This is a genomic window from Bacillus carboniphilus (assembly GCF_039522365.1).
Classification (GTDB): Bacteria; Bacillota; Bacilli; order Bacillales; family JC228; genus Bacillus_BF; species Bacillus_BF carboniphilus.
The window spans coordinates 1-26,897 of record NZ_BAAADJ010000013.1 but is presented as its reverse complement, the minus strand read 5'-3'; the positions used below and the strand labels follow the sequence as shown (position 1 = coordinate 26,897).

Sequence of the window (26,897 nt, the reverse complement as noted above, 5' to 3'; positions counted from 1 at the left end):
TTTTCGTCTCAGGTTCGCACCTTCCGTAGAAACTACTCTTTTGTTCCAACTGTTTCTGTTTCTTGTTGCCCGCTCTCAGGTGAAATGGTTAAAGACTCAGATTGTTGTGCTTCCTCTTCATCTTCTAAATCACGCATTTCAATTTCCTGATCATCACTAGACAAGATTTTTACATCCATTCCTAAGCTTTGAAGTTCTTTCATTAGTACTTTAAAGGATTCAGGAACACCTGGTTCTGGAACATTATCGCCTTTGACAATCGCTTCATAAGTCTTAACACGGCCTACAACATCATCCGATTTTACAGTAAGGATTTCTTGTAGAGTATAAGCAGCACCATAAGCTTCAAGTGCCCATACCTCCATCTCACCGAAACGCTGTCCACCAAATTGAGCCTTACCACCAAGTGGTTGTTGAGTAACCAGTGAGTATGGCCCAGTTGAACGAGCATGAAGTTTGTCATCAACCATGTGGGCTAGTTTAATCATATACATGATACCGACAGATACTCGGTTATCAAAAGGTTCACCAGTACGGCCATCATAAAGAACTGTCTTCGCATCACGTGCCATTCCAGCTTCTTCAATTGTGGACCATACATCTTCCTCGCGAGCACCATCAAATACTGGAGAAGCAACATGGATTCCAAGCTTTCTAGCCGCCATTCCTAAGTGCAACTCTAGTACTTGCCCGATGTTCATACGTGAAGGAACCCCTAATGGGTTTAACATGATATCAATCGGAGTACCATCTGGTAAATATGGCATATCTTCTTCCGGTAAAATACGGGAGATAACCCCTTTGTTACCGTGACGACCCGCCATTTTATCTCCTTCATGAATTTTACGTTTTTGAACGATAAACACTCGTACTAATTGGTTAACTCCTGGTGGTAACTCGTCTCCATCTTCTCTGTTAAATACCTTAACATCAAGGATGATTCCTCCACCACCGTGAGGTACACGCAAGGATGTATCTCTAACTTCACGTGCTTTTTCACCAAAAATTGCGTGTAGTAGGCGCTCTTCTGCCGTTAGTTCTGTAACCCCTTTTGGTGTTACTTTACCAACTAATAAGTCACCATCTTTAACTTCCGCACCTATACGGATAATTCCGCGTTCATCTAGGTTGCGCAGTGCATCTTCACCGACATTCGGAATGTCACGAGTTATTTCTTCTGGTCCAAGCTTCGTATCTCTAGACTCAGACTCATATTCTTCAATGTGAATAGATGTATAAACATCATCCTTCACAAGTCTTTCACTCATGATGATAGCATCCTCATAGTTATAACCATCCCAAGTCATGAAGCCAACCATTACATTTCGACCTAATGCAAGCTCTCCCTTTTCCATAGAAGGGCCATCAGCAAGGATTTCTCCTTTGGTAACGCGGTCTCCAACACTAACAATTGGACGTTGGTTGTAACATGTACCTTGGTTAGAACGGATGAATTTTTGCATTCTATATTTATCTAGGTCACCTTTAATTTCTTGACCATCCACAACTTCAATTCTACGTACCCAAACTTGTTTGGCTTCAACATATTCAACAATTCCCTCGTGCTTACAGATCACAGCAGCACCAGAGTCTTTAGCAGAAACATATTCCATCCCTGTACCAACAATTGGAGACTCAGGTTGTAACAACGGAACAGCTTGTCGTTGCATGTTCGCTCCCATTAGAGCGCGGTTTGAGTCATCATTTTCTAAGAACGGAATACAAGCAGTCGCAGCAGAAACAACTTGTTTAGGAGATACATCCATGTAATCTAAACGTTCTCTCTTAATAACTGTGTTTTCACCACGGAATCTTGCTACAACTTCTTCATCAATAAATGACCCATCATCACTTAAGCGAGCATTCGCCTGAGCGACTACATAGTTATCTTCTTCATCGGCTGTTAAATAGTCAATTTGAGAAGTAACTTTTCCTGTTTCAGGATCAATACGACGGTATGGCGTCTCGATGAATCCAAAACGATTTACCTTCGCAAATGATGAAAGCGAGTTGATCAAACCAATGTTTGGACCTTCCGGAGTCTCAATCGGACACATACGGCCGTAGTGGGAATAGTGAACATCACGTACTTCAAAGCCTGCGCGTTCACGAGTTAAACCACCAGGTCCAAGAGCAGACAAACGTCTTTTGTGAGTCAACTCAGCTAATGGGTTCGTCTGATCCATGAATTGAGAAAGCTGAGAGCTTCCGAAAAATTCCTTTATAGACGCAATAACTGGACGGATATTAATCAGTTGTTGCGGAGTAATTGTTGCTGTATCTTGAATGGACATTCGTTCACGAACGACACGTTCCATTCTTGATAAACCAATTCTAAACTGGTTTTGAAGTAATTCTCCTACTGAACGCAGACGACGATTTCCTAAGTGGTCGATATCATCTGTATCTCCAACACCATGCAACAAGTTAAAGAAGTAACTGATAGATGCAATGATATCAGCTGGAGTGATGTTCTTAATGCTCTCTTCTACATACGCATTTCCGAGAACGTTAATAACCTTTTCTCCTTCATCATTAGGAGCATAAATTTTTATAGATTGAGAAAGTATTTCGTCTTCTACAACTCCACCAGTAGGTTGGAAAGTTGTGAAACCAACACCTTTCTCTAGGTAAGGAATAATACGATCAAGAGTACGTCTTTCTAATACAGTACCTTTTTCCGCAATAATCTCACCTGTTTCAGGGTCAGCTAAAGTTTCAGCTAACCTTTGCCCAAACAAACGATTTTTAATGTGCAGTTTCTTATTAATTTTGTAACGTCCCACATTAGCCAAATCGTATCTCTTTGGATCAAAGAACCTTGAAACTAATAGACTCTTTGCATTATCCACTGTTGGTGGTTCACCTGGACGTAGACGCTCATAGATTTCTAATAACGCCTTATCCGTGTTTTCAGTATTGTCTTTCTCTAGGGTGTTCCGAATATATTCGTTATCGCCAATAAGGTCGATAATTTCTTGATCAGAACCAAATCCAAGGGCACGAAGAAGAACAGATACAGGAAGCTTACGAGTACGGTCAATACGTACATAAACTACATCTTTAGCATCTGTTTCATACTCTAACCATGCACCACGGTTAGGAATAACGGTAGCAGTAAACCCTTTTTTACCGTTTTTATCAAGCTTCCCATTATAGTAAACACTTGGGGAACGAACTAATTGTGAAACAATAACACGCTCTGCACCATTGATCACAAATGTCCCTGTGTCTGTCATAAGTGGGAAATCACCCATAAACACATCTTGGTCTTTTACTTCGCCTGTTTCTTTATTCACCAGACGAACCTTCACACGAAGTGGAGCTGAAAAGGTAACATCCCTCTCCTTAGACTCCTCCACAGAATACTTCGGCTCACCTAGACTGTAATCAATGAACTCAAGAGATAGGTTGCCAGTAAAGTCCTCAATTGGAGAAATATCTTGAAACATTTCTCTCAAACCTTCTTCTAAGAACCAATCGTAAGAAGCTGTTTGAATCTCAATAAGGTTTGGTAACTCAAGCACTTCGCTAATTCGAGCAAAGCTTTTACGCTGGCGGTGTCGTCCATACTGAACTAGTTGACCTGTCAACTGTTTCACCCCTCAATATACGTAGTGTAGAAATACTGTTGTAAAGCCCTCTATGTAAACATCTTGATGCCCATTAAGTAAAGCTCTACTAGAAAAACTTCAAAAAACATATTACAATTATTTATATAAAGTCTTGGATGTACACAAACTGTGTTTCACAAGACAAAAAGAAAAAGGGTTTCACCTTTGAAAACCTTATTTTTCAACAAAAAGACCTATTATTTTGTTATGCTTTCCATATTATTCGTACCATATACTAGAAAACGTCAAAAAACTAAAATAATATTATGTTCATTAAACTTCAAGAACATAACACAAAATGAGCATACTGGCACTAATAATATATTGGCATTTTACAATAATAACATAGTCCTAATACTGGGTCAACGCTTAATGGCTCTTAATATAAAATATCCTTTATTTTTTTGGACAACCTCAACTTCGTCAAACAATTCCTCTAATTTCTCTTTCGCTGATGGCGCCCCTTGTTTTTTCTGGATCACAACCCATAACTCACCTTCATGCACTAGATGAGCGTGACTTCGAATCAATATATCGTGCACCACTTTCTTTCCAGCACGAATCGGAGGATTGGTTAATATTGCAGCAAATTCATTAGACTTTACAGAATTAAATCCATCACTTTCATAAATAACTACATTTTCCACATTATTAACTTTCGCATTTTCTGTGGCCAATTGAATTGCTCGTTCATTAACATCAATCATATGTATCAATTTATCAGGAAACTGTAATGCAAGAGAGATGCCGATTGGACCATATCCACAGCCAACATCTAAGAAGTCACCGTGAACAGACGGAGGTTCAAAGGCTTCCAGTAATGTTCTAGTGCCGAAATCAACCTCTTTTTTAGAAAAAACACCTGCATCTGTTGTAAGACGAATTGACCTTTCATTCAAACTAAACGTGATCGAAGTGCGATTACTTTCAACATCTGGTTTTTTTGAATAATAATGGTTTGTCACGTTATCGCCTCCTTGAAGCTTTAGCTGAAGAAGATATGTGGGTAATAAGAGGGAACCTTGATTAACTATAAAAAAGAAAGTAAAGAAAAGCCCGCACTAGCGCGGGCTTAACTTCATCTTATTACTTAACTTCTACGCCAGCTCCAACTTCTTCAAGCTTAGCTTTAAGTTCTTCAGCTTCCTCTTTAGAAATTCCTTCTTTAAGAGCTTTTGGAGTGTTGTCAACAAGTTCTTTTGCTTCTTTAAGACCAAGACCAGTGATTTCGCGAACCACTTTGATAACCTTGATTTTTTGAGCACCAGCATCAGCAAGTACTACATCAAATTCAGTCTTTTCAGCAGCAGCTTCACCAGCACCACCAGCAGCAACAGCTACAGGAGCAGCAGCAGTTACACCAAATTCTTCTTCGATAGCTTTTACTAAGTCGTTTAATTCTAAAACAGTCATATTTTTAACCGCTTCAATGATTTGTTCTTTAGTCATGAGATATTTCCTCCTAATCTTTGTTTGTGTTTTTTAAATGTATATCATTCTTTCGAGATTAAGCACCTTGCTCTTCTTTTTGATCAGCAACTGCTTTAGTTGCCAATGCAAAGTTACGCATTGGAGCTTGAAGTACGCTAAGCAACATTGAAAGTAAACCTTCGCGAGATGGAAGTTCTGCAAGTGCTTTAACTTCCTCAACAGTTGCAATGTTTCCTTCAATCACACCAGCTTTGATTTCTAACGCATCATGCTTTTTAGCAAAGTCGTTTAGAATCTTCGCAGGAGCCACAACATCTTCAGAACTGAACGCAATTGCGTTTGGTCCTAAAAGAGCATCGTTTAAACCTGAAAGCTCAGCTGCTTCTGCAGCACGGCGAGTTAGTGTGTTTTTGTAGACTTTGAACTCAACTCCGGCATCACGCAGTTGTTTACGAAGTTCTGTTACCTCAGCAACGTTAAGTCCACGGTAATCTACTACTACTGTAGATACGCTAGATTTAAGTTTATCAGTAATTTCGTCTACGATTAGTTTCTTTTGCTCAATTGCACTGCTCATTCTGCCACCTCCTGTAGAATGGTTACATTCATACCGAATCGAAAAGCGGAAGACGACCGAGGCCAGATATCATCTAACCAAGAGAACGCCAACCAAATTCACGAGAAAAGCCTCCACATCCAGTAGACATGGAGGCTGTAAGAATCATACTAAAAAAGCTCTATACGATCTTAACACCTCGGTAGGAAATTAAGCCTCAAGGGCACCTACTGTCTACGGCATAAATGTATTTTGTTAACAACCCTTAGAATTATAATCGGGATTGTTTAAAATGTCAAATTAATTTTTAACTGCGATTGTCGCAGGATCTACTTTCACTCCAGGACCCATTGTAGAAGTAATAGCTACGTTCTTCACATAAGTTCCTTTAGCTGCAGCAGGTTTTGCTTTTAGGATTGTTTCATAGATTGTAGAGAAGTTTTCAGTTAACTTATCTGTATCGAATGAAATTTTTCCAACTGGAACATGCACAATACCAGCTTTGTCAGCACGGTATTCTACTTTACCAGCTTTAATTTCTTTAACCGCTCTGTCAACATCAAATGTAACAGTACCAGTTTTAGGGTTTGGCATTAAACCTTTAGGTCCTAATACACGACCAAGTTTACCAACTTCACCCATCATATCAGGTGTAGCTACGATTACATCAAATTCAAACCAACCTTGGTTGATTTTGTTAATATATTCAGCATCACCAACGTAATCAGCACCAGCCGCTTCCGCTTCTTTCAGTTTTTCACCTTTAGCGAAAACTAGCACTCGTTGAGTTTTACCAGTTCCGTTTGGTAGAACAACTGCTCCACGGATTTGTTGATCGTTTTTACGAGTGTCAATCCCTAGACGGAATGCCACCTCAACTGTTGCATCAAACTTAGTGAAACTAGTCTTTTTAATTAGTTCTACAGCTTCGTTAACATCGTACGCTTTTGTACGGTCGATAAGCTTTACTGCATCTTGATACTTTTTACTTCTTTTAGCCATTTTATATAATCCTCCTCATTTGTGGTTTTAACGGATAGACCTCCCACTAAAAAGGTTGCGAGTCCGATTCTAGGATTCGCAACCCCGTGAAAAACAGGTATCATATTAGTCTTCGATCACAATACCCATGCTGCGGGCTGTACCTTCAACCATGCGCATCGCTGCTTCAACGTCAGCTGCGTTTAGGTCAGGCATTTTTGTTTCAGCAATTTCGCGAACTTTATCACGCTTAACAGTTGCTACTTTTTTACGGTTTGGTTCACCAGAACCAGACTCAATACCAGCAGCTTTCTTAAGTAAGACAGCAGCAGGCGGAGTTTTCGTAATGAATGTAAATGAACGGTCTTCAAATACCGTAATTTCAACTGGAATGATAAGGCCGGCTTGATCGGCTGTACGCGCATTAAATTCTTTACAGAATCCCATGATATTAACACCAGCTTGACCAAGTGCAGGACCTACTGGCGGAGCTGGATTAGCTTTAGCCGCAGGAATTTGAAGCTTTACAACTTTAATTACTTTTTTAGCCACGAGACACACCTCCTTAAAGTCCGTGATGTGGTAATAGGGTTTAACCCTCCCACTCTTATCAATGCTTCATGAGCATATAAAAACTTAGTTATAACGGTTGTATCAATCCATAGACACACCGACTTAAAAAATATTATCACTTTTTAATGTCGATTTCAAGTCGTTTCGTTATAATTTATCAATTTGGCCAAAGTTAAGCTCTACAGGCGTTTCTCTACCAAACATATTAACTAACACTTTAACCTTTTGCTTATCTGCATCTAAGTCTTCAATAGACCCTGTAAAGTTAGCAAATGGACCTTCATTAACCTTAACCGTTTCACCAATTTCAAAATTAGTTTCCACTCTTTTTTCTTCAAGTCCCATTTGTTTTAAAACTGATGTTACTTCATCCGGTAATAGGGGAGTTGGTTTTGACCCCGATCCTGTCGAGCCTACAAACCCAGTTACTCCTGGCGTATTTCGAACTACGTACCAAGAGTCATCCGTCATAACAAGCTCAACTAACACATAACCAGGGAACACTTTCTTCTTTACAACTTTTTTCTTACCATTCTTAATATCTGTCTCTTCTTCTTCAGGAACTATGACGCGAAAAATCTTATCTTGCATTCCCATGGATTCAACACGTTTTTCTAAATTTGCTTTTACTTTATTTTCATACCCAGAGTAAGTATGAACAACATACCAATTCTTTTCCATGCAAGTGGACGTCTTGTCCTTCCCTCCCCACTCAATATCAAATCAAGAAACCCGAAATTCGGTATAAAAACTCTTTTAAACAATGAAAAAACCCGTTACCGGGTCTTGTCACATTTCTTAATATTTACCATTATACCATTGAATAAAGCAAGTTATTCAAGAATCAAGTCAATAATTGAAGAGATTCCTACGTCTACAACAGCAAAATAAAGAGAAACTAAAGTTACTGTCACAAGTACTGTGATCGTGTATCGAGTCAACTCTTTTTTCTTAGGCCAGCTGACCTTTTTCATTTCACTTACAACATTACGAAAGATACCAACTACGCTTTGCATGAAGCTAACCCCCAACTGAAAATCTATAACAAGTCAAAAGAATCTATTATTTCGTTTCCTTATGAATCGTATGAGCATTACATGTGCTACAAAACTTCTTCAATTCTAAGCGTTCAACACTCGGCTTAGTTTTATCTGTTGAATAGTTTCTTGATCCACATTCAGCACAAGATAAAACTATTCTTTTAGTCATAAAAGATCAACACCTAATTTCGTCTATACGTCTTTAAAACTTTATCACGGTCCTAGAGACTTGTCAAACTAAGGTGTGAGTACACTAAGTGGAAGTATGTGTAATCTCCCTTATTTCTAAATAACGTTCAAGCTTCCGTTTTACCCGCTGAAGGGCATTATCTATTGATTTCACATGCCTGTTTAACTCTTCTGAAATCTCTTGATAGGACTGTCCATCCAAGTAAAGCGATAAGACTTTTCGCTCTAAATCACTTAGGATCTCAGACATTTTAACCTCGATATTATCAAACTCTTCTTGACTGATAATAAGCTCTTCCGGGTCCATGATTTTAGCACCTGAAATTACATCCATCAAAGTACGGTCTGACTCCTCATCGTAAATAGGCTTGTCCAACGATACATATGAGTTAAGCGGTATATGCTTTTGTCTTGTAGCCGTTTTAATCGCTGTGATAATCTGCCTGGTAATACAAAGTTCTGCAAAGGCTTTAAATGAAGTAAGCTTGTCCTCTTTAAAATCACGAATAGCTTTATAGAGGCCAATCATCCCCTCTTGGACGATATCCTCTTTTGTTGCCCCAATTAAAAAATAGGATCTAGCCTTTGCTCTAACAAAATTACGGTACTTCTGGATTAGGTAGTCAAGCGCTTCGCTCTCCCCCTGATGCACTAGGTCCACAATTTCTTCGTCTTCTAACTGTTTGTAAGCACTTTGTTGGTTTTCCCCGAAGTTCGAATTCACCCTTTAGCTCCCCCCGACCGCAGCGCGTTAGATAGCAATATTATACAGTAGGGCTTTTTGAGGCGTCAACCTGTCATTGTCCGCCTCTTCTCCATTTTTCGAATATTTCTGCGATTTCATCTGATAGCGGAATTTTTGATTTGGGTTTTTTCTGGAAAGACTTTTGCACATTTTTTTCAATTCTTTTTTCAATGCTCTCCATTTCAATCAGGAGCTCTCGGGCCGATTTCCTCAGTGCACCTTGTCCAAAAATAACCCACTGCTCAGTGAAATCAGATGTAGCAACATGTACCTGCGTCTTAATGTTTGATAATGAAATGGCTAATTTTTCAATTCTTTCATCTGCTGTTTCATTCTCTCTAGTAAAAATAACTTCAACCTTAAAGTTTTTATATTTTTTTTCAATTCCTTGTACAAAGTGGGCATCAAACACCACAATCACCCTATACCCCGTATAGGCTTGATACTCAGCCATCTTTTCAATCAAACGATCTCTAGCTGAAGATAAATCCTTACTTTTTAGCGCTTGTAGCTCTGGCCATGCGCCAATAATGTTATAGCCATCCACAAGAAGAATATCCATATCTACTCACCAATCGAGTAACGCTTTCTGAATACCTCGTACATTAGAATAGAAGCTGCAACAGAAGCATTTAAAGATGTAACATGCCCCTTCATCGGTAAGGAAATAAGGAAATCACATTTTTCTTTTATTAACCGACTCATCCCTTTTCCTTCACTACCAATGACTAATCCTATTGGCATATTTCCGTCTAATTGTCGATAGTCCTGAGTGGCAGAAGCATCTGTACCGACAATCCACACACCCTCCGTTTTCAAATCTTCAATCGTTCTCGCTAAATTTGTAACTCTTGCAACTGGGATATGTTCGATGGCTCCTGTTGACGCTTTTGCCACAGTAGCTGTTAAACCTGCAGATCTTCTCTTAGGAATAATAATTCCGTGAGCCCCAACAGCATCACACGTTCTCATGATGGAACCGAGATTATGAGGGTCTTCCAGCTCATCTAAAATGATAAAAAATGGAGCTTCGTTTCTAGTTCGAGCTACATTATATAAATCATCTAGCTCAGCATACTGGTATGCAGCGACTTGTGCAGCAACTCCTTGATGTGGTCCATCAAACATCTGGTCCAGTTTTTTCTTTGGAACTTGTTGAATAATAATGGACTGCTCTTTTGCCATTCTTAAGATTTGTTGGACACTACCTTTTTGAGAGCCTTCAGCGATTAATAATTTTTGGATATCTCTACCTGTTTTTAACACTTCAAGAACAGGGTTCCTACCGAAAATCCATTCATTTTCCATCCCCAATTCCTCCTTTCCTCTTTTTGATTAATTCAAAGGACTTCGCGATTAACTCTTCCACCCGGTCAATCCTCTTAAGTAAATATAAGTATCCTATTAAAGCTTCAAAACCAGTGCTATACCTGTAAGTTTGTACATCTGTATTCTTTGGTATAGTGGACGATTTTGCATTTCTTCCTCTTTTGATAACAGCTATCTCTTCCTCTGTTAGACATTCCAATTCTAGAAGGCTGTGAACGATTGATGCTTGTGCCTTTGCTGACACATATTTAGTCGCTTCCTTATGTAGCCTGTGCGGTTTTACAGATTCGTGATACAGAAGGTGATGCCTGACATAAACTTCAAAAACGGCATCACCCATATATGCCAACGGAAGACTATTTAGTTGTTTTACGTCTAAAGAATTTCCTTCATCTAACATCTTTATCCCCTCTTCCATCTTGTACCTTGAGGAGTATCTTCTAATATTATATTTTGTTCTTTTAAACGATCTCTAATTTCATCCGCTAAGGCAAAATCTCGATTTTTTCTAGCATTTATTCTCTCTTGTATCAAATGCTCGATATCCTCATCTAATAGCTCATTTTCTTCCAATGTGAGGCCTAATACAGAGAAAAGCTCTTCAAATTTGTTCATAAAGGCATCTAAGACTGCGATAGATGATGATTTTTCTAATAGATAGTAATTTGCTTGCTTTGATAGTTCAAATAAAACAGATATTCCGTTTGCTGTATTAAAGTCATCATCCATTTCTCGGACAAATTCCTGGTGTAAATTATCAATAATAGATAACCATTTCTCGTCATAATCCCCTAGATTTGCACTTGTTTCTTTTCGGTACTTTAGGTTTTGGTATGATGTTTTTAATCGCTCAAGGCCTTTCTCCGTATTTTCAACCAGTTCTTTACTGTAGTTAATTGGATGTCGATAATGAACCGATAGCATGAAGAACCGCAATACTTGAGGGTCTATATTTTTAATAATGTCGTGTACTAAAATAAAGTTCCCTAGAGATTTTGACATTTTCTCATTATCAATATTGATATAACCATTGTGCATCCAGTAGTTAGCAAATGTCTTCCCTGTTAAGCTTTCCGATTGTGCAATTTCATTTTCATGGTGCGGGAATGCCAAATCCTGTCCTCCTGCATGGATATCTATGGTGTCTCCTAAGTATTTTCTTGCCATAGCAGAACATTCAATATGCCATCCTGGACGTCCAGCTCCCCATGGACTATCCCATTTTACCTCACCCTCTTTAGCAGCTTTCCATAGGACAAAGTCTAGGTGGTCCTCTTTTTTCTCCCCTACTTCAATACGAGCACCAACTTGTAATTCGTCAATCGATTGGTGCGAAAGCTTCCCATATCCTTCAAATCGTCTTGTTCTGTAATATACATCCCCGCCTGATTCATAAGCGTACCCCTTATCAATCAGTTTTTGAATGAATTCAATAATGATGTCCATATTTTCCGTTACACGTGGGTGAATATCCGCTTTCCCACATCCTAACGCTGTAACATCTTCAAAGTATGCTTCAATAAATCTTTCAGTTAAAGTATTTACATCTTCTTTTAGCTCATTAGCTGCTTTAATGATTTTGTCATCTACATCTGTAAAGTTAGAAACATACTGAACATCATAGCCTCTAAATTTCAAGTAACGTCGAACGGTATCAAAAACAATAACAGGCCGTGCATTGCCAATATGAATATAGTTATAGACAGTTGGTCCACACACATACATTTTTACTTTCCCTGGTTCTAAAGGCGTGAACTCTTCTTTTCTTCTGGTTAACGTATTATAAATTTGAATGGACATTTGAGCGCTCGCTCCCTTCACTTTTCTTAATAGATGCTAGTTCCTGACGTAATTGTTGTATTTCATTTTCTAATGTTTTCATACGATCGGCAATTGGGTCGGGTAAATCACAATGGTTTAGATCTTTGTTAATTCGAACCCCGTCCTGAATAACCACCTTACCAGGAATTCCGACTACCGTTGAGTTAGGGGGTACTTCTTTAAGAACGACAGATCCCGCTCCGATCTTTGCATTTTCACCAATTGTGATGTTCCCCAGAACTTTGGCCCCTGTAGCGATCAATGCATTATCTTTTATTGTCGGATGCCTTTTCCCTTTTTCTTTTCCTGTTCCTCCCAAGGTTACCCCTTGGAAAACCGTCACATTATCTCCAATTTCACACGTTTCTCCTATAACCACACCCATGCCATGGTCTATAAAAAATCTCCTCCCAATTTTCGCTCCTGGATGTATTTCGATACCTGTGAAGAAACGGCTAATTTGGGAAATTGCTCGGGCAATAAAGAAGAATCTTTTTTTATAAAACGCATGTGCGATGCGGTGAGACCAAATAGCATGCAAACCTGAATAAGTTAAAATAACCTCCAACTTATTGCGCGCTGCTGGATCTTGATCAAACACAACTTCAATGTCTTCTTTCATCATTCTAAACATGCTTAACACCCCCTCATAAGTTTTATTGAACATAAAAAAACGCCTCTGTATAGACAGAGACGTTTAGCACGCGGTTCCACTCTGCTTAAATGAACGGATTAGTACTCATTCATTTCGGCTTGAAACATGTAACGGTGTTAACCGCCTTTTTCTACTCAGTTTAAATCCTTTTGAAAAAGGGCTCAGAGGTGCATTTCAAAAGATGAGAGGCTTAAACCACTTTCAGCCGGTGATGGTTCTCTCTAAAAAGCATCATCTTTTTACTTCTCCTCGTCACTGCTTTGTTACTATAAGGTTTATACATACTATATTATCTTATGCATCTTATTGTTCATAAAACTGCGTTTAGTCGGACAATTACTTTGTCTTTTCCTAGTAACTCAATTGTATCAGGTAAGTCTCGCCCATGTGTTTGACCTGTAGTCGCCACACGAATTGGCATAAATAACTTTTTACCTTTATGTCCGGTATCCTTTTGAACCTGTTTAATTGCAGCATTAATTTCTTGAGCCTCAAAATTCTCTAGTGCTTCCATCTTTTCTTTAAAAGAAGTGAGTACTTCTGGAACTTGTTCTTCAGCTAAAACTGCCTTTGCCTCTTCATCATACGACAATTCATCCTTAAAGAACAACTCTGAAAGCTCAACAATTTCTGCCCCAAAGCTCATTTGCTCTTGATATAGAGCAATTAGCTTTCGAACCCAAGCATCCTCTGTCGAATCCCTAGATTCAGAAACTCTATTTGCCTTAACCAAATGTGGTACCGAAAGCTCTACTAATTTATCTAAATCAAGTTTCTTAATGTATTGGTTGTTCATCCAAGTCAGCTTTTGGGAGTCAAATAGCGCTGGAGATTTGGACAAACGGTTAGGGTCGAACTTCTCAACGAACTCCTCTTTAGAGAAGATTTCTTCCTCTCCACCTGGAGACCAACCTAGTAAGCCAATAAAGTTAAAAAGCGCTTCTGGAAGATATCCCAACTCTTTATACTGTTCAATAAATTGAATAATGGACTCATCACGCTTAGAGAGCTTCTTACGGCTTTCATTTACGATTAGTGTCATATGGCCAAATTCAGGAGCATCCCATCCAAAAGCTTCGTAAATCATTAGTTGTTTGGGTGTATTTGAAATGTGGTCGTCTCCACGAAGGACATGTGTAATTTCCATCAAGTGATCATCAATTGCTACTGCAAAATTGTAGGTTGGAATACCATCCTTTTTTACAATAACAAAGTCACCAATCCCTTCAGACTCAAAAGAGACCTCATCTTTTACCATATCTTTAAAACGATATTCCTTTCCTTTTGGTACTAGGAAACGAATACTCGGCTTACGACCCTCAGATTCTAAACGTTCACGGTCCGCATCTGTTAGATGGCGGCATTTTCCTGAATATTGAGGAGTTTCTCCACGGCTAGCTTGTTCTTCTCTTTCCGCCTCAAGTTCTTCTTCTGTACAATAACATCTATACGCAAGACCTTTTTCAAGAAGCTCATTATAATAACGGCTGTAGATTTCATTTCTCTCGGACTGGCGGTAAGGGCCATACTCCCCACCAACATCAACGCTTTCATCCCAATCGATACCTAACCACTTCAAATGTGTAAGTTGGCTCTCTTCTCCACCTTCTACATTTCGCTTTTGGTCTGTATCTTCAATTCGAATAATAAACTTACCATTTTGGTTTCTTGCATACAAATAATTAAACAGTGCTGTTCTAGCATTTCCAATATGTAAATGTCCTGTTGGACTTGGGGCATAACGTACACGAATTTCCTTCATAGCCTAAAACAGGCCTCCTTTAAATACTCTACAATATCGTTTGTATTTTATCATGTTCACAGTATAGGATAAAGCCTAACTTCCTTTTCGTGATGGTAGAAGCTATGACTTCGTCAAAAAAACTACAGCTAGGGCTGCAATCCCTTCTTCTCTACCTGTAAAACCTAACTTTTCAGTTGTAGTTGCTTTCGTATTCACTTGATCCAAATCGGCATCTAGTAGCTCGGCTATTCTTGCATTTATTGCAGGGATATGTGGAGCCATTTTTGGTTTTTGTGCAATAATGGTACAGTCTAGGTTACCTAGGCTATAGCCTTTTTCTTTTACAAGATTCCATACTTGCTTTAGAAGTTCAGCAGAATCTGCATCCTTGAAAGCTTCATCTGTGTCAGGAAAATGCTTTCCTATATCTCCCTCACCAATGGCACCTAAAATAGCATCACTTATTGCATGCAGTAGAACATCAGCATCTGAATGCCCTTTTAATCCCTTTTCATATGGAATTGTAATTCCTCCGATAATGAGTGGTCTATTTTGTTCAAATGCATGAACATCAAACCCTTGTCCAACTCTAAACATGGTCTTCCTCTTTTCTTCTCTCTCGTTTTAAATAAATCGCTTCCGCAAAATATAAGTCTTCTTGCGTTGTTAATTTAATATTATCGTATTCCCCTTCTATGATTGCAACTGGAATTCCTAGACGCTCAACCAAGCTCGTATCATCTGTCCCTAAAAATTGGTCCCGCTCCGCCATTTCATGTGCTCTCTTTAATAAAGAAATATGAAAAGCTTGTGGGGTTTGGGCCGCCCACAAGCTAGATCGGTCTAAAGTCTCTGCGACTTGGAAATTTTCTACCCTCTTTACGGTGTCTTTAACCGGAACAGCAACAACTGCAGCTTTTTTTTCAGCCGCTTTTTCCACTAATTCACGAATAGTGTTTGTACGGATAAAAGGTCTAGCCCCATCATGTACTAGAACAATTCCTTCTTCCTCTATCACTTTAACAGCTTCATACACACTATCCTGCCGTTCTTTTCCTCCAGGAATGAGTCTCTTTACCTTCTGAATTTTATACTCAGTAAGGAGTTCTTGAAAAATATCACGTTCAGCTGGGTTAATGGTTAAATATATTCCTTTACAGGTTTCATCTGAATCAAACACTCGTAGGGTATGAATAATAATCGGTACCTCTTGAACAGAAAGAAAGAGCTTGTTTTTCCCTGCATTCATTCGTTTTCCACTGCCAGCTGCAGGAATGATGACTACATAACTCATCTGACTCGCTCTCCCTTGTTTAATTATAAGGCTTTTTCTAATAGTTTTGGTTTAGCAAAGATCATTCGACCTGCAGATGTTTGAAGAACACTTGTTACTAATACATCAATGCGCTTTCCAATGTAATTTCTACCTTCTTCTACAACAATCATGGTGCCATCATCTAGGTAGGCAACCCCTTGATTTTGCTCTTTTCCATCCTTGATAACTTGTACGTTTATTTCTTCCCCTGGAAGCACAACCGGCTTCACAGCATTAGCTAAGTCGTTTATATTTAATACGGATACACCCTGTAATTCACAAACTTTATTTAAGTTGTAATCATTCGTAACAACATATCCATTCATTAGCTTTGCTAGCTTCACTAATTTACTGTCTACCTCGGAGATCTCTTCAAAATCGCCTTCATAAATTTCTACTTTAATCGATAGTTCTTTTTGAATTCGATTCAAAATATCTAATCCTCTTCGACCTCTATTACGCTTTAACACGTCGGATGAATCCGCAATATGTTGAAGCTCTTCTAAAACAAATTGAGGAATAATAATCGTTCCGTCTAAAAAGCCTGTTTGGCAAATATCCGCAATTCTACCATCAATGATGACGCTCGTATCTAAAATTTTAAATTCTTTCCCCATGTCCGCCATATCGTCTTGCTCTTGTCCCTTTTTCTTAGATTTTCCTGCTTGTGTAAAGAGACTCATCAATTCATCTCTTTTCTTAAATCCAACCTGGAAACCTAAGTAACCAAATATTAAAGTTAGTAAAATGGGAGCCACTGTATTTACTACAGGAACTTGAATAGCATTCAGGGCAAAACCAATTAAAAAGGCAACAAATAGACCTACAATTAAACCTAAACTACCGAATAAAATATCAGTAATCGGGGCTTTAATGAGTGATTCCTCAACCCATTTCACAAAATTCACTACATAATCAACCGCCCAAAAAGTAATAAGATAAAAAATAATAGCACCTATAATGGCAGTTGCATATGGATTCGCTATAAATCGAACATCACTTAGTTCAAGAACTGTTAAAACTGTTGGAATAAAAAAGATACCTATTGTGACCCCTGTAATGATAAAACAAGCTTGCACAATTCGTTTTAACATTTCTTCACCTCCTTTTAAACATTATAAACAAAAATAGATTTTTGAAACGCTCTATTACAACGGTTTCTTAAAATTGTAAAGAAATCGAAATTGAAATGTTATACCAATATACAATAAATGACTTAATTACGTAATTATTTCTAGGTTAGCACCCCTTTCAAAAAAATGTCAAATTCATTCCAGAGCTATAATTGTCTGTCTGCATATAATTGCTCTTTGATAAATTTCAGTCCTTCTTTAATCTTCCTCGCTCTAACCTCGCCAATTCCGTCAACATCGTCTAACTCTTCTACTGAAGCATTGATAATATGAGGAAGTCCTTTAAACGAGTGAATTAAATTTTCCACCACTAATGGGGGAATTCTTGGAATTTTGCTAAGGATTCGATAACCTCTTGGATAAATGACCTCGTCCAGATGGATTATTCCTGTATACCCTAACAATCTTAACAAGTGGGTATCATCTAGCATTTCAGAACCTACTATATCTTGAAAACGTTTTAGAACGTCAGAAGGTTTCACTTTTTTATCAAAAGAATAGTCTCTGATAATCATTTTTGCTTCCTCTTCAAGATCATATACGAGTTCATTCATTTGTAATTTAATCAATCTACCTTCCGTTCCTAGTTCATACAAGTACGCTACAAGCTCATTTTTGATTCGTAAAACCATTTCAAAATGTTTCAATATTTGTAATAGTTCACTATAGGTTACAAATTCCTCGTACTCCAAGATACTTAAGTTTGCAATACTTTGTTCTAAAACTACTTTATATTTTTCAAGTGTCTGAACAGCCTGGTTAGCCTTAGTAAGTATGACTGAAATATCTCTTAAGGCATATCTAAAACTACCTTGGTAGAGTGTGATAACATTTCTTCTTTGGGAAATAGCAATAACGAGTGCTTTCGTTTGTCTGGCCACACGCTCTGCTGTTCTGTGTCTCATCCCTGTTTCACCAGAAGGAATAGACGGATCTGGAGATAGCTGGGCGTTTGCAATGAGAATCCGGGTACCTGTTTCGTTTAAAACAATAGCCCCGTCCATTTTTGCAAGCTCGTATAAATGGCTTGGAGTGAAGGTACAGTCAATATGAAAACCTCCATCCACAACACTTTCTACTTTTTCATTACATCCCACTACAATGAGTCCACCTGTGTTGGCTCGTAGTACATTATCCACCCCTTCTCGCAAAGGTGTTCCGGGAGCAATGAACTGTAAGATATCGCTTAATTTTTTGTCGCCCAGCTTTTTCTCGTCCATGTTATCCTCCTAATGCTGTTTTTAACGCCTCCTGAAGTGTTGAGACTCCCTCCACTTTAATACCTGGTGGGATTTTAATAGAATCTAAATTAAATTTAGGCACAATCACTCGTTGAAATCCTAGCTTATGTGCTTCTTGTATTCGATTTTCTAACCGGGTTACCCTCCGTATTTCCCCAGTCAACCCAACTTCTCCAATAAAACAATCGCCAGGGTTGGTTGGCTGGTCTCTAAAGCTAGAAGCGATACTTATCGCAATGGCCAAATCAATGGCAGGCTCATCTAGCTTTACCCCACCCGCTACTTTCAGGTAAGCATCTTGGTTCTGAAGTAAAAGCCCTACCCTTTTTTCTAAAACAGCCATTATAAGAGATACCCGATTATGATCTGTTCCCGTAGCCATTCGCCTAGGGTTTCCGAAACTAGTCGGCGTTATTAGGGCCTGAATTTCCACTAACATTGGCCTTGTACCTTCCATCGAGGCAACAACGGTTGAACCTGATGAACCTTTTGAACGTTCTTCTAAAAAGATTTCAGATGGATTTTCTACTTCTTCAAGTCCCGTATCCTTCATATCAAAAATACCCATTTCGTTCGTCGATCCAAATCTATTTTTCACCGCTCTTATAATTCGAAATGTATGGTGTCTTTCCCCTTCAAAATAAAGAACAGTATCTACCATATGTTCCAGCAGTTTTGGTCCAGCAATGGATCCTTCTTTTGTTACATGACCAACTATGAAAATAGCAATCCCTTTTGTTTTAGCAATTCTCATTAGTTCAGACGTACATTCTCTAACTTGAGATACACTTCCTGGTGCAGAAGTTACCGCTGAATGATAAACGGTTTGGATGGAATCAATTACTACAAATTGAGGCTGTATTTCATCAATCGCAGACAAAATTTCTTCTAGGTTTGTTTCGCTATAGACATATAATTGATCCGTGGCAATCGAAAGACGGTTGGCTCTTAATTTCGTTTGTTTTGTTGACTCCTCACCTGAAACATAAAGGACACCTTGATTTCTATGTACTAGTAAAGCTGAAACCTGAAGCAATAGGGTTGATTTACCAATACCCGGATCTCCACCAATTAAAACCAGTGATCCCGGAACAATTCCGCCACCTAATACACGATCCAGTTCTTTCATCCCCGTCAAAATCCGAGGTTCCTCTATACTTTCAATATCCTTTAACGGAACAGCCTTTGACATAGATTGGGATGTATGTTGAAAGGCACCGCTACTCCCTAACCTCGTTTTCTTTTGTTTCTCTTCCTGCAGAGTATTCCATTGATGACAACCAGGGCATTTCCCCATCCATTTAGGAGATTCGTATCCACATTCTTGACATACGAACTTTGTTTTTACTTTACTCAAAAAATTTTTCTCCTCTCTACACCATACAGATAAATGTAAAATTTTATGCAAGTTGTACAAGATGTTTTGATTGTATCATGTAAAATGTACAAGCTTATTCAAGCTATACACAAAAGGAAGGCAGCATGAGTACCTTCCTTTTGTATGTTTTTATTTATTTTATTGAGATATTACTTTAAATTCCCCATCTTGGACATCAACAATAACCTTATGTCCAGTTAATACTTGGCCTTTTAACAGCTCTTCAGATAAGCGATCTTCTATATGCTTCTGAATAGCTCTTCTCAGTGGTCTAGCACCATACTCTGGATCGTAGCCTTCTTCAGCAATTTTAGCCTTCGCTGCATCAGTTAACTCAAGTAAAATGTCTTGTTCCTTCAAGCGAGTTGTTAATTGGCTAGACATTAGACTTACAATCTCAGTAAGGTGTGGCTTTTCAAGCGCGTGGAAAACAATCGTTTCATCAATACGGTTTATAAATTCAGGGCGGAATGCTTTCTTAAGCTCTTCCATTACTTTCCCTTTCATATCTTTGTAGTCTTGTTCTCCGTCTTGAACACTAAAGCCAACATATTTATTGCGTCTTAATGCCTCAGCACCTACGTTAGATGTCATAATTAAAACTGTATTTCTAAAGTCAACTGTTCTACCTTTAGAATCCGTTAATCGTCCATCCTCTAAAACTTGTAAGAGAATATTGAAAACATCAGGGTGAGCCTTTTCGATTTCATCTAAAAGAATAACAGAATATGGCTTTCTTCGAACCTTTTCTGTTAATTGTCCCCCTTCATCATATCCAACATAACCAGGAGGTGATCCTACAAGTCTGGAAGTTGAATGTTTCTCCATGAACTCAGACATATCAATCCGAATCATAGCATCCTCATCACCAAACATTGCCTCTGCAAGGGCTCTAGCAAGCTCTGTTTTACCAACACCTGTTGGACCTAAGAAAATAAAGGAACCAATAGGTCTTTTTGGGTCTTTTAACCCAGCTCTTGCACGGCGTACCGCTTTAGAAACAGCTTTTACTGCCTCATCTTGACCTATTACACGAGAGTGCAAGATGCCCTCTAGATTTAACAATTTATCTGATTCGGTTTGAGCTAGTTTTGAAACCGGAATTCCTGTCCAGCTAGAAACAACAGCTGCTATATCTTCAACTGTTACCTCATTATTTTCCTGCCCCTGTTTTTCTTTCCATGCTTTTTTTGTTTCTTCTAGCTGCTCACGTAAACGTTGCTCAGAATCTCTTAATGAAGCAGCTTTTTCAAATTCCTGGCTTTGAACGGCAGCATCCTTTTCTTTTCGAACTTCTTCAAGTTTTAATTCCAGCTCTTTAAGATTTGGAGGAGTTGTAAAAGAGCGCAACCTTACTTTTGAACCAGCTTCATCTATTAAATCAATCGCCTTATCTGGTAAGAAACGGTCTGAAATATAGCGGTCTGATAGCTTTACTGCTGCTGAGATGGCTTCATCGGTAATAGACACACGGTGGTGAGCCTCATATCGATCACGTAACCCTTCAAGAATTTGAACGGACTCATCTACAGAAGGTTCATCTACTGTTATAGGTTGGAAACGACGCTCTAATGCAGCATCCTTCTCGATATATTTTCTATACTCATCTAAGGTCGTTGCACCAATACACTGGAGTTCCCCACGAGCTAGAGATGGCTTTAAGATATTCGAAGCATCAATGGCACCTTCTGCTCCACCCGCTCCAATTAACGTATGCAGCTCATCAATGAAGAGAATAATATTCCCGGCTTGACGGATTTCATCCATAACCTTCTTTAACCGGTCTTCAAATTCTCCCCGATATTTTGTTCCAGCTACTACAGTACCCATATCTAATGTCATAACACGTTTATCCCGTAGAATCTCCGGCACTTCGTTTTGTACGATTTGCTGGGCTAACCCTTCTGCAATGGCTGTTTTACCGACACCAGGCTCTCCGATAAGTACTGGATTATTTTTTGTTCTTCTACTAAGTACTTCAATCACTCGTTGAATCTCTTTACCTCTACCAATTACAGGATCTAAACTGCCCTCTCTTGCAATTGCAGTTAAATCTCTTGCAAGGCTATCTAATGTTGGCGTATTTGCGCTTGAATGAGAAGACCCTTGGTGACCACTTGCTTCATTACTACCAAGAAGTTGAAGGACCTGCTGCCTAGCCTTATTTAGACTGACCCCTAGGTTATTTAGAACTCTTGCAGCCACACCTTCTCCTTCGCGAATTAAGCCGAGAAGAATATGTTCCGTTCCAACGTATGAGTGCCCCAATTTTCTTGCTTCGTCCATTGATAGCTCAATAACTTTCTTCGCCCTCGGTGTGTAATGTATATTTTGAGATTGGTCTTTACCTCGACCAATTAAGTTTTCCACTTCTTTTTGAATCTTGTCAGGACTTAAGCCTAAGCCATACAGTGCTTTTGCTGCAATACCTTCTCCTTCACGAACAAGACCTAAAAGTACATGTTCTGTCCCAATATTACTATGGCCTAGTCTCATAGCTTCTTCTTGAGATAACGCTAATACTTTTTGTGCTCTTTCTGTAAATCGTCCAAACATCATTTGTGTTACCTCCTACCCTTTAGATTCTAGTTTAAGTCGCTCTCTAATTAAGGCAGCCCTCTTCACATCTCTCTCATGAGGTCTTAGCGGGCCTCCAGCATATTGTTGTAAAAATCCTGGTTGCGTAATAATCATTAGCTCATTCAGTATATTGCGGCTTACATCCTTTATATACCCCATATCAATTCCAAGTCTTAGATCAGAAAGACATTTAGCAGCTTCTTTTGATTCAATAATTCTACTGTGCGTCAAAGTTCCATATGAACGAAAGATTCTGTCTTCTAATTGTATGCCAGATTGATTAGCAAGTGCTTCTCTACTAGATCGTTCTTGCTCAATAAGCTGTGTTACTACCGTAGTTAAATCTTCCACAATATCTTCTTCTGACTTACCAAGGGTAATTTGGTTTGAAATTTGAAAAATATTACCCAAAGCTTCACTACCTTCTCCATATATCCCTCGAACCACTAACCCAAGTTGGCTAATAGCGGGAATCAATCGGTTCATTTGTTGCGTCAGCACAAGCCCTGGAAGATGCATCATAACGGATGCTCTTAGACCTGTTCCAACATTTGTAGGACAGCTTGTTAAGTATCCCTTTTCTTCATCAAATGCATAGTCTAACTTTTCCTCTAACCAGTTATCTAATGTATTGGCTAGTTGCAACGATTGTTGGAGTTGTAGCCCTGGGAATAAACATTGTATGCGGATATGGTCTTCCTCATTAATCATTATGCTTACTTCCTCATTTTCAGAAAGAAGACACGCACCATGTGCTGAATCCTCTGCTAAATTGGGGCTAATTAAATGCTTTTCAACTAAAACTCTTTTTTGGAGTGGTTGAAGATTATCCATTCGTAAAAGCTCTAATGGTAAAGGAGCCTTATTAGATTGTAAGATTTTTTGTTCTAATTCTTGAACAAGACTTTTCGCCTCTTCATTGGAAAGAATAATAGGGAAAACATGGTTTTTCAGGTTTCTCGCGAGCCTAATTCTACTACTTAAAACAAAACTTGAATGTGGACCCTCTTCACTCATCCACGAGCTCACAACTTGATTTAAAAACTTCTCTAAAGACATCTATTCTTCCCCTCCCTTAGAAGCAGAATTAATTTCCTTTTCTAAGGCACGAATTTCATCTCGAACTTGTGCAGCCTTCTCAAACTCCTCTTGACCAATAAGGTCCTTTAAATGATTTTTTAATTCTTGAAGCTTCTTTTTCGTGTGGATTGTACCACCAGCTCTTTGTGGTATTTTTCCGCTATGAACGGTATTCCCTCCATGTAACCTTCTTAAAACAGGTTGAAGAGAATCTTTAAAACTCTCATAGCAATGAGCACACCCAAATTTTCCTATAGCGGAAAACTTACGGTAGGTTAACCCACAATGATCACATTTTAGACCATGCGGTTGGTCGAAATGCTGCTTGTTAGATTTCGGGAATCCACTCTCACCACTTAACATACCTGCTAATAAATGATGGACTGAAAAACCAGGTCCTCCTTGAAACATCATCATATCGCCCTTATCTTGAGCACAATGTTCACAAAGGTGGACTTCCGTCTTTTCTCCGTTAATAATCTTTGTTAAATGTAAAGTGGCTGGACGTTGATGGCATTCTTGACATAACATATAGCTCCCTCTCACTTTCCACCATTATTTATACTTCAATGTCGTTAACATGGCTCTTAGAATCCTTGCTCTTAATTCATCCCTTTCAGGTAGTTGAATATGAAGAACAGAGCGATCCATCACACTAACCATAATTTTGGCTTCTTGTTCAGTTATAACCCGTTCATTTAATAGTCTTTGAATGACATCTATCGCCGTTGCTTGACTGATTTTTGATTGTAAATGAGACATGAGGTGATCAATTAGCTGTGCGTGTGCTTGATGAGTTACTTTCATAATTCGAATAAACCCTCCACCACCACGCTTACTTTCAACTAAATATCCTCTTTCAATAGTAAATCGAGTGTTAATAACATAATTGATTTGTGAAGGTACACATTGAAATTTATCTGCAATTTCGCTACGCTTTACTTCCACAACATCGTGGTTACTTAATTCAAGAACTTTCTTTAAGTACTCTTCGATGATGTCAGATATATTTTTCACCATGCCCCCTCCTACCCTATAGTATATTGACTTTGACTATCTTTGACATTCATTATACAACAAAAAATCTTCTCGATGCAATTTATATACATCTATTCTATCCCTGTTTGAGTATCGATAGACTTGCAATTTATCTAACATTTATTTTAAAAAATGCTTGTTAGGTTCGATACATAAGTTTCCATTGTTAATTGTGTTGACATATTTTAACGACCCCATTATTATAGTAATAACGCTTGTCGCTTTATTGCATAAAAGCGTTTAAGTAAAAAAGTAAATAAGGGATCTACTTCAAAGTAACTCAGTAGGGAAAGTGTGTGCAGCCACAAGAGACTAGGTGGATGCTGAAAACCTAGGCCATACTTTTCACGAAATACATTACTTGTTTTACGAAGGCATAATTTTAAGTGGATGAGCGTTGTTTCATCAAATAGGGTGGTACCACGGAGTATTCTCCGTCCCTATATGAAACAGGGCTCTTTTTATTTTGGGGGGAACAACATGATTCACACTAAAAATGTAATATCACCTTCATTTATAGAAGGAATTTGTATACTAATAATTTCTTTAGGTGTAATGAGTACTAGTATCATATTTCTTGAAACAGTACCACACATACCTATTATTTCTGCACTTATTTTCCTTTTCCTCTATGGACTGGTAAAAAAAGTTCCATTTAAACAAATGGAACAAGGTGTCATAAAAGGTGCCCAGACCGGACTAGGTGCGATTTTTCTATTTTTTATGATAGGCGTTCTAATTAGTAGCTGGATGATTAGTGGAACAATTCCAACCATAATGTACTATGGCTTTGAATTAGCGACAGCAGACTTTTTTTATTCTATGGTTTTTATCATTTGCGCCATCGTAGGTGTTTCAATAGGAAGTGCTTTTACAACAGCGGGAACCTTAGGCATTGCTTTCATCGGTATTGCTGGGTCGACTGATGCTTCATTACCTATTACAGCAGGAGCCATTATTTCAGGTGCCTTCTTTGGAGACAAGATGTCTCCCTTATCAGATACAACGAACTTAGCATCTAGCATTGTACATGTGGATATTTTTGAACACATCAAAAATATGGCTTGGACAACAATACCAGCATTTGTCCTGACTACTATCGTTTTGGCCTTTCTTTCTCCAGAAAGTCAGCAAATTGATTTATCAGCAATCCATAAATTTCAGAGTAGTTTAGAAGAGACAAACTTAGTACACTTCTATAGTTTATTACCCATTCTATTACTTATTGTACTAGCCATGTTAAAGGTTAATGCCTTAGCTACACTTGCAGTAAGTTCCATTACTGGCTTGCTTATTAGTTTCATTCATTTACCACTAGGAATGGGAGAAATTTTTACTATTCTATTCAATGGATATGTGTCAAATACAGGTTTAGAAACAATCGATCATCTATTAACTCGAGGTGGGATTGACAGTATGATGTTCACCATTTCCCTCGTAATCTTAGCTCTAGGATTAGGTGGGCTCTTATTCACCCTCGGAATCATTCAGAGCGTGCTTCATGGTATTAAAAATTGGTTCAAGTCACGAGCATCTACTATTTTGACCTCAGTTTCATGTGCATTTGGAGTAAACCTTTTAGTAGGAGAACAATACCTTTCCATTCTTTTAACAGGGGAAGCCTTTGCCGATTCATATGATCAAAAAGGAATTGATAGAAAGCATCTTTCAAGATCTCTCGAAGACGCAGGTACAGTAGTAAATCCTCTTGTCCCGTGGAGTGTGTGTGGAGTATTCTTAACTGGGGTACTGGGAGTTCCGACTTTAGAATATTTACCGTATACATTCTTTTGCTTGTTAAGCCCCTTGTTCACCATTATACTTGGGATTACCGGCATTGGTATGAGAAATCAATAATATCTTTTAGGGAACTCTTCGCATTTTTATTACATGAACCGGCCATTTCAACTTTGGGCCGGTTTTTATTTTTTTCATTATGTAGTCTTTTTCAGAACTCAGGCTACTCTTTTCAGAACTCAGGCTACTCTTTTCAGAACTCAGGCTACTCTTTTCAGAACTCAGGCTACTCTTTTCAGAACTCAGGCTACTCTTTTCAGAACTCAGGCTACTCTTTTCAGAACTCAGGCTACTCTTTTCAGAACTCAGGCTACTCTTTTCAGAACTCAGGCTACGGGTGTACTCCATTCGTACACCCGTAGCTCTTCTTTAGCCGGATCTTAATAAATAAAGTACTTGGTAACCGGCTTTTATTTAAATTTTAACCAAGAGCCGGTTATCTTTTCGGCTGCTATCGAAAAAAGTTTAGCCCTCTATCAGAAATAATACATGCTCTATCCTGAAAAGTTCTCCTACATGTCCCTATCACCCATACAAAAAAGCAACCTAATCCATTAGGTTGCTTCACTTTACCTGGCAACGTCCTACTCTCACAGGGGGACAGCCCCCAACTACCATCGGCGCTGAGAAGCTTAACTTCCGTGTTCGGGATGGGAA

The 26,897-nt window shown here is 38.6% G+C and carries 26 protein-coding genes, 1 rRNA gene and 2 other annotated features; of the genes, 1 reads left to right on the top strand and 26 read right to left on the bottom strand.

Annotated elements, in window-relative coordinates:
• Window positions 1–32: 32 nt before the first annotated feature.
• The 25 genes from rpoB to ABDZ91_RS06125 form a co-directional block, all read right to left on the bottom strand.
• Window positions 33–3,593: a DNA-directed RNA polymerase subunit beta gene (gene rpoB / locus ABDZ91_RS06245; protein ID WP_343797287.1), complete on the bottom strand. Its 3,561-nt coding sequence runs from the start codon at window positions 3,591–3,593 to the stop codon at window positions 33–35.
• A 383-nt stretch (window positions 3,594–3,976) separates the two neighbouring features.
• Window positions 3,977–4,579: a class I SAM-dependent methyltransferase gene (locus tag ABDZ91_RS06240; protein ID WP_343797285.1), complete on the bottom strand. Its 603-nt coding sequence runs from the start codon at window positions 4,577–4,579 to the stop codon at window positions 3,977–3,979.
• A 121-nt stretch (window positions 4,580–4,700) separates the two neighbouring features.
• Window positions 4,701–5,063, bottom strand: a complete 363-nt coding sequence (rplL, locus tag ABDZ91_RS06235; protein ID WP_343797283.1) for a 50S ribosomal protein L7/L12 — start codon at window positions 5,061–5,063, stop codon at window positions 4,701–4,703.
• 58 nt (window positions 5,064–5,121) lie between these two features.
• Complete coding sequence (gene rplJ, locus ABDZ91_RS06230) at window positions 5,122–5,622, bottom strand: 50S ribosomal protein L10 (protein ID WP_343797281.1); 501 nt, start codon at window positions 5,620–5,622, stop codon at window positions 5,122–5,124.
• A gap of 94 nt (window positions 5,623–5,716) precedes the next feature.
• Window positions 5,717–5,859, bottom strand: a sequence feature (ribosomal protein L10 leader region).
• 42 nt (window positions 5,860–5,901) lie between these two features.
• The gene (rplA, locus tag ABDZ91_RS06225) at window positions 5,902–6,603 is read right to left on the bottom strand and encodes a 50S ribosomal protein L1 (RefSeq protein ID WP_343797279.1); all 702 of its coding nucleotides are present in this window, start codon (window positions 6,601–6,603) and stop codon (window positions 5,902–5,904) included.
• A gap of 105 nt (window positions 6,604–6,708) precedes the next feature.
• The gene (gene rplK / locus ABDZ91_RS06220) at window positions 6,709–7,134 is read right to left on the bottom strand and encodes a 50S ribosomal protein L11 (RefSeq protein ID WP_343797277.1); all 426 of its coding nucleotides are present in this window, start codon (window positions 7,132–7,134) and stop codon (window positions 6,709–6,711) included.
• 168 nt (window positions 7,135–7,302) lie between these two features.
• The gene (nusG, locus tag ABDZ91_RS06215) at window positions 7,303–7,836 is read right to left on the bottom strand and encodes a transcription termination/antitermination protein NusG (RefSeq protein ID WP_343797275.1); all 534 of its coding nucleotides are present in this window, start codon (window positions 7,834–7,836) and stop codon (window positions 7,303–7,305) included.
• A gap of 152 nt (window positions 7,837–7,988) precedes the next feature.
• Window positions 7,989–8,171, bottom strand: a complete 183-nt coding sequence (secE, locus tag ABDZ91_RS06210; RefSeq protein ID WP_343797273.1) for a preprotein translocase subunit SecE — start codon at window positions 8,169–8,171, stop codon at window positions 7,989–7,991.
• A gap of 46 nt (window positions 8,172–8,217) precedes the next feature.
• Window positions 8,218–8,364 carry a 50S ribosomal protein L33 gene (gene rpmG, locus ABDZ91_RS06205; RefSeq protein WP_343797271.1) on the bottom strand — a complete coding sequence of 49 codons (147 nt, stop codon included), beginning with the start codon at window positions 8,362–8,364 and terminating at the stop codon, window positions 8,218–8,220.
• 84 nt (window positions 8,365–8,448) lie between these two features.
• Window positions 8,449–9,108: an RNA polymerase sporulation sigma factor SigH gene (gene sigH, locus ABDZ91_RS06200; RefSeq protein WP_343797269.1), complete on the bottom strand. Its 660-nt coding sequence runs from the start codon at window positions 9,106–9,108 to the stop codon at window positions 8,449–8,451.
• A 73-nt stretch (window positions 9,109–9,181) separates the two neighbouring features.
• Window positions 9,182–9,691 carry an NYN domain-containing protein gene (locus ABDZ91_RS06195; RefSeq protein ID WP_343797267.1) on the bottom strand — a complete coding sequence of 170 codons (510 nt, stop codon included), beginning with the start codon at window positions 9,689–9,691 and terminating at the stop codon, window positions 9,182–9,184.
• Between the two features lie 2 nt (window positions 9,692–9,693).
• Complete coding sequence (rlmB, locus tag ABDZ91_RS06190) at window positions 9,694–10,437, bottom strand: 23S rRNA (guanosine(2251)-2'-O)-methyltransferase RlmB (protein WP_343797265.1); 744 nt, start codon at window positions 10,435–10,437, stop codon at window positions 9,694–9,696.
• The gene (locus ABDZ91_RS06185; protein WP_343797263.1) at window positions 10,427–10,858 is read right to left on the bottom strand and encodes a Mini-ribonuclease 3; all 432 of its coding nucleotides are present in this window, start codon (window positions 10,856–10,858) and stop codon (window positions 10,427–10,429) included. Before ABDZ91_RS06185 ends, rlmB begins: the two co-directional genes overlap by 11 nt.
• 2 nt (window positions 10,859–10,860) lie before the next feature.
• On the bottom strand, window positions 10,861–12,258 hold the full coding sequence (gene cysS / locus ABDZ91_RS06180; RefSeq protein WP_343797261.1) for a cysteine--tRNA ligase: 1,398 nt from the start codon (window positions 12,256–12,258) through the stop codon (window positions 10,861–10,863).
• Window positions 12,239–12,946 (bottom strand): serine O-acetyltransferase, encoded by a 708-nt coding sequence (cysE, locus tag ABDZ91_RS06175; protein ID WP_343797259.1) that lies wholly within the window; start codon window positions 12,944–12,946, stop codon window positions 12,239–12,241. Before cysE ends, cysS begins: the two co-directional genes overlap by 20 nt.
• Window positions 12,947–12,965: 19 nt before the next feature.
• Window positions 12,966–13,199: a binding site (T-box leader), on the bottom strand.
• Window positions 13,200–13,244: 45 nt separating this feature from the next.
• Complete coding sequence (gene gltX / locus ABDZ91_RS06170; protein ID WP_343797257.1) at window positions 13,245–14,696, bottom strand: glutamate--tRNA ligase; 1,452 nt, start codon at window positions 14,694–14,696, stop codon at window positions 13,245–13,247.
• Window positions 14,697–14,798: 102 nt separating this feature from the next.
• Window positions 14,799–15,275 carry a 2-C-methyl-D-erythritol 2,4-cyclodiphosphate synthase gene (ispF, locus tag ABDZ91_RS06165; protein WP_343797255.1) on the bottom strand — a complete coding sequence of 159 codons (477 nt, stop codon included), beginning with the start codon at window positions 15,273–15,275 and terminating at the stop codon, window positions 14,799–14,801.
• Window positions 15,268–15,972, bottom strand: coding sequence for a 2-C-methyl-D-erythritol 4-phosphate cytidylyltransferase (ispD, locus tag ABDZ91_RS06160; RefSeq protein ID WP_343797253.1), 705 nt, complete (start codon window positions 15,970–15,972; stop codon window positions 15,268–15,270). The genes ispF and ispD overlap by 8 nt, the downstream gene beginning before the upstream one ends.
• A 23-nt stretch (window positions 15,973–15,995) precedes the next feature.
• A complete protein-coding gene (locus tag ABDZ91_RS06155) occupies window positions 15,996–17,087 on the bottom strand; it encodes a PIN/TRAM domain-containing protein (protein WP_343797252.1) in 1,092 nt (363 codons plus the stop codon).
• 185 nt (window positions 17,088–17,272) lie between these two features.
• Window positions 17,273–18,346, bottom strand: coding sequence for a DNA integrity scanning diadenylate cyclase DisA (gene disA / locus ABDZ91_RS06150; RefSeq protein ID WP_343797250.1), 1,074 nt, complete (start codon window positions 18,344–18,346; stop codon window positions 17,273–17,275).
• Between the two features lies 1 nt (window position 18,347).
• The gene (radA, locus tag ABDZ91_RS06145; protein ID WP_343797248.1) at window positions 18,348–19,724 is read right to left on the bottom strand and encodes a DNA repair protein RadA; all 1,377 of its coding nucleotides are present in this window, start codon (window positions 19,722–19,724) and stop codon (window positions 18,348–18,350) included.
• A 159-nt stretch (window positions 19,725–19,883) separates the two neighbouring features.
• Window positions 19,884–22,304: an ATP-dependent protease ATP-binding subunit ClpC gene (gene clpC / locus ABDZ91_RS06140; RefSeq protein ID WP_343797246.1), complete on the bottom strand. Its 2,421-nt coding sequence runs from the start codon at window positions 22,302–22,304 to the stop codon at window positions 19,884–19,886.
• A gap of 12 nt (window positions 22,305–22,316) precedes the next feature.
• Entirely contained in the window at window positions 22,317–23,384 is a 1,068-nt protein-coding gene (gene mcsB, locus ABDZ91_RS06135) for a protein-arginine kinase McsB (protein ID WP_343797244.1), read from the bottom strand.
• The gene (gene mcsA, locus ABDZ91_RS06130) at window positions 23,385–23,936 is read right to left on the bottom strand and encodes a protein-arginine kinase activator protein McsA (protein ID WP_343797243.1); all 552 of its coding nucleotides are present in this window, start codon (window positions 23,934–23,936) and stop codon (window positions 23,385–23,387) included. It lies immediately after the preceding gene.
• Between the two features lie 24 nt (window positions 23,937–23,960).
• Complete coding sequence (locus ABDZ91_RS06125; RefSeq protein ID WP_343797402.1) at window positions 23,961–24,422, bottom strand: CtsR family transcriptional regulator; 462 nt, start codon at window positions 24,420–24,422, stop codon at window positions 23,961–23,963.
• A 501-nt stretch (window positions 24,423–24,923) separates the two neighbouring features.
• Between ABDZ91_RS06125 and nhaC the strand changes: the two genes are divergently transcribed.
• Entirely contained in the window at window positions 24,924–26,300 is a 1,377-nt protein-coding gene (nhaC, locus tag ABDZ91_RS06120) for a Na+/H+ antiporter NhaC (protein ID WP_343797241.1), read from the top strand.
• A 511-nt stretch (window positions 26,301–26,811) separates the two neighbouring features.
• On the opposite strand, the gene rrf is transcribed toward nhaC, so the two are convergent.
• Window positions 26,812–26,897: ribosomal RNA gene (rrf, locus tag ABDZ91_RS06115) — 5S ribosomal RNA — on the bottom strand; the annotation flags it as partial.

Excerpts from the sequence above, each read along its gene's own strand:
- rplL (WP_343797283.1), bottom strand. The coding sequence starts at position 5,063 with ATGACTAAAGAACAAATCATTGAAGCGGTTAAAAATATGACTGTTTTA.
- rplJ (WP_343797281.1), bottom strand. The coding sequence starts at position 5,622 with ATGAGCAGTGCAATTGAGCAAAAGAAACTAATCGTAGACGAAATTACT.
- rplA (WP_343797279.1), bottom strand. The coding sequence starts at position 6,603 with ATGGCTAAAAGAAGTAAAAAGTATCAAGATGCAGTAAAGCTTATCGAC.
- nusG (WP_343797275.1), bottom strand. The coding sequence starts at position 7,836 with ATGGAAAAGAATTGGTATGTTGTTCATACTTACTCTGGGTATGAAAAT.
- secE (WP_343797273.1), bottom strand. The coding sequence starts at position 8,171 with ATGCAAAGCGTAGTTGGTATCTTTCGTAATGTTGTAAGTGAAATGAAA.
- rpmG (WP_343797271.1), bottom strand. The coding sequence starts at position 8,364 with ATGACTAAAAGAATAGTTTTATCTTGTGCTGAATGTGGATCAAGAAAC.
- ABDZ91_RS06195 (WP_343797267.1), bottom strand. The coding sequence starts at position 9,691 with ATGGATATTCTTCTTGTGGATGGCTATAACATTATTGGCGCATGGCCA.
- rlmB (WP_343797265.1), bottom strand. The coding sequence starts at position 10,437 with ATGGAAAATGAATGGATTTTCGGTAGGAACCCTGTTCTTGAAGTGTTA.
- ABDZ91_RS06185 (WP_343797263.1), bottom strand. The coding sequence starts at position 10,858 with ATGTTAGATGAAGGAAATTCTTTAGACGTAAAACAACTAAATAGTCTT.
- cysS (WP_343797261.1), bottom strand. The coding sequence starts at position 12,258 with ATGTCCATTCAAATTTATAATACGTTAACCAGAAGAAAAGAAGAGTTC.
- cysE (WP_343797259.1), bottom strand. The coding sequence starts at position 12,946 with ATGTTCAATAAAACTTATGAGGGGGTGTTAAGCATGTTTAGAATGATG.
- gltX (WP_343797257.1), bottom strand. The coding sequence starts at position 14,696 with ATGAAGGAAATTCGTGTACGTTATGCCCCAAGTCCAACAGGACATTTA.
- ispF (WP_343797255.1), bottom strand. The coding sequence starts at position 15,275 with ATGTTTAGAGTTGGACAAGGGTTTGATGTTCATGCATTTGAACAAAAT.
- ispD (WP_343797253.1), bottom strand. The coding sequence starts at position 15,972 with ATGAGTTATGTAGTCATCATTCCTGCAGCTGGCAGTGGAAAACGAATG.
- ABDZ91_RS06155 (WP_343797252.1), bottom strand. The coding sequence starts at position 17,087 with ATGTTAAAACGAATTGTGCAAGCTTGTTTTATCATTACAGGGGTCACA.
- disA (WP_343797250.1), bottom strand. The coding sequence starts at position 18,346 with ATGGACGAGAAAAAGCTGGGCGACAAAAAATTAAGCGATATCTTACAG.
- clpC (WP_343797246.1), bottom strand. The coding sequence starts at position 22,304 with ATGATGTTTGGACGATTTACAGAAAGAGCACAAAAAGTATTAGCGTTA.
- mcsB (WP_343797244.1), bottom strand. The coding sequence starts at position 23,384 with ATGTCTTTAGAGAAGTTTTTAAATCAAGTTGTGAGCTCGTGGATGAGT.
- mcsA (WP_343797243.1), bottom strand. The coding sequence starts at position 23,936 with ATGTTATGTCAAGAATGCCATCAACGTCCAGCCACTTTACATTTAACA.
- nhaC (WP_343797241.1), top strand. The coding sequence starts at position 24,924 with ATGATTCACACTAAAAATGTAATATCACCTTCATTTATAGAAGGAATT.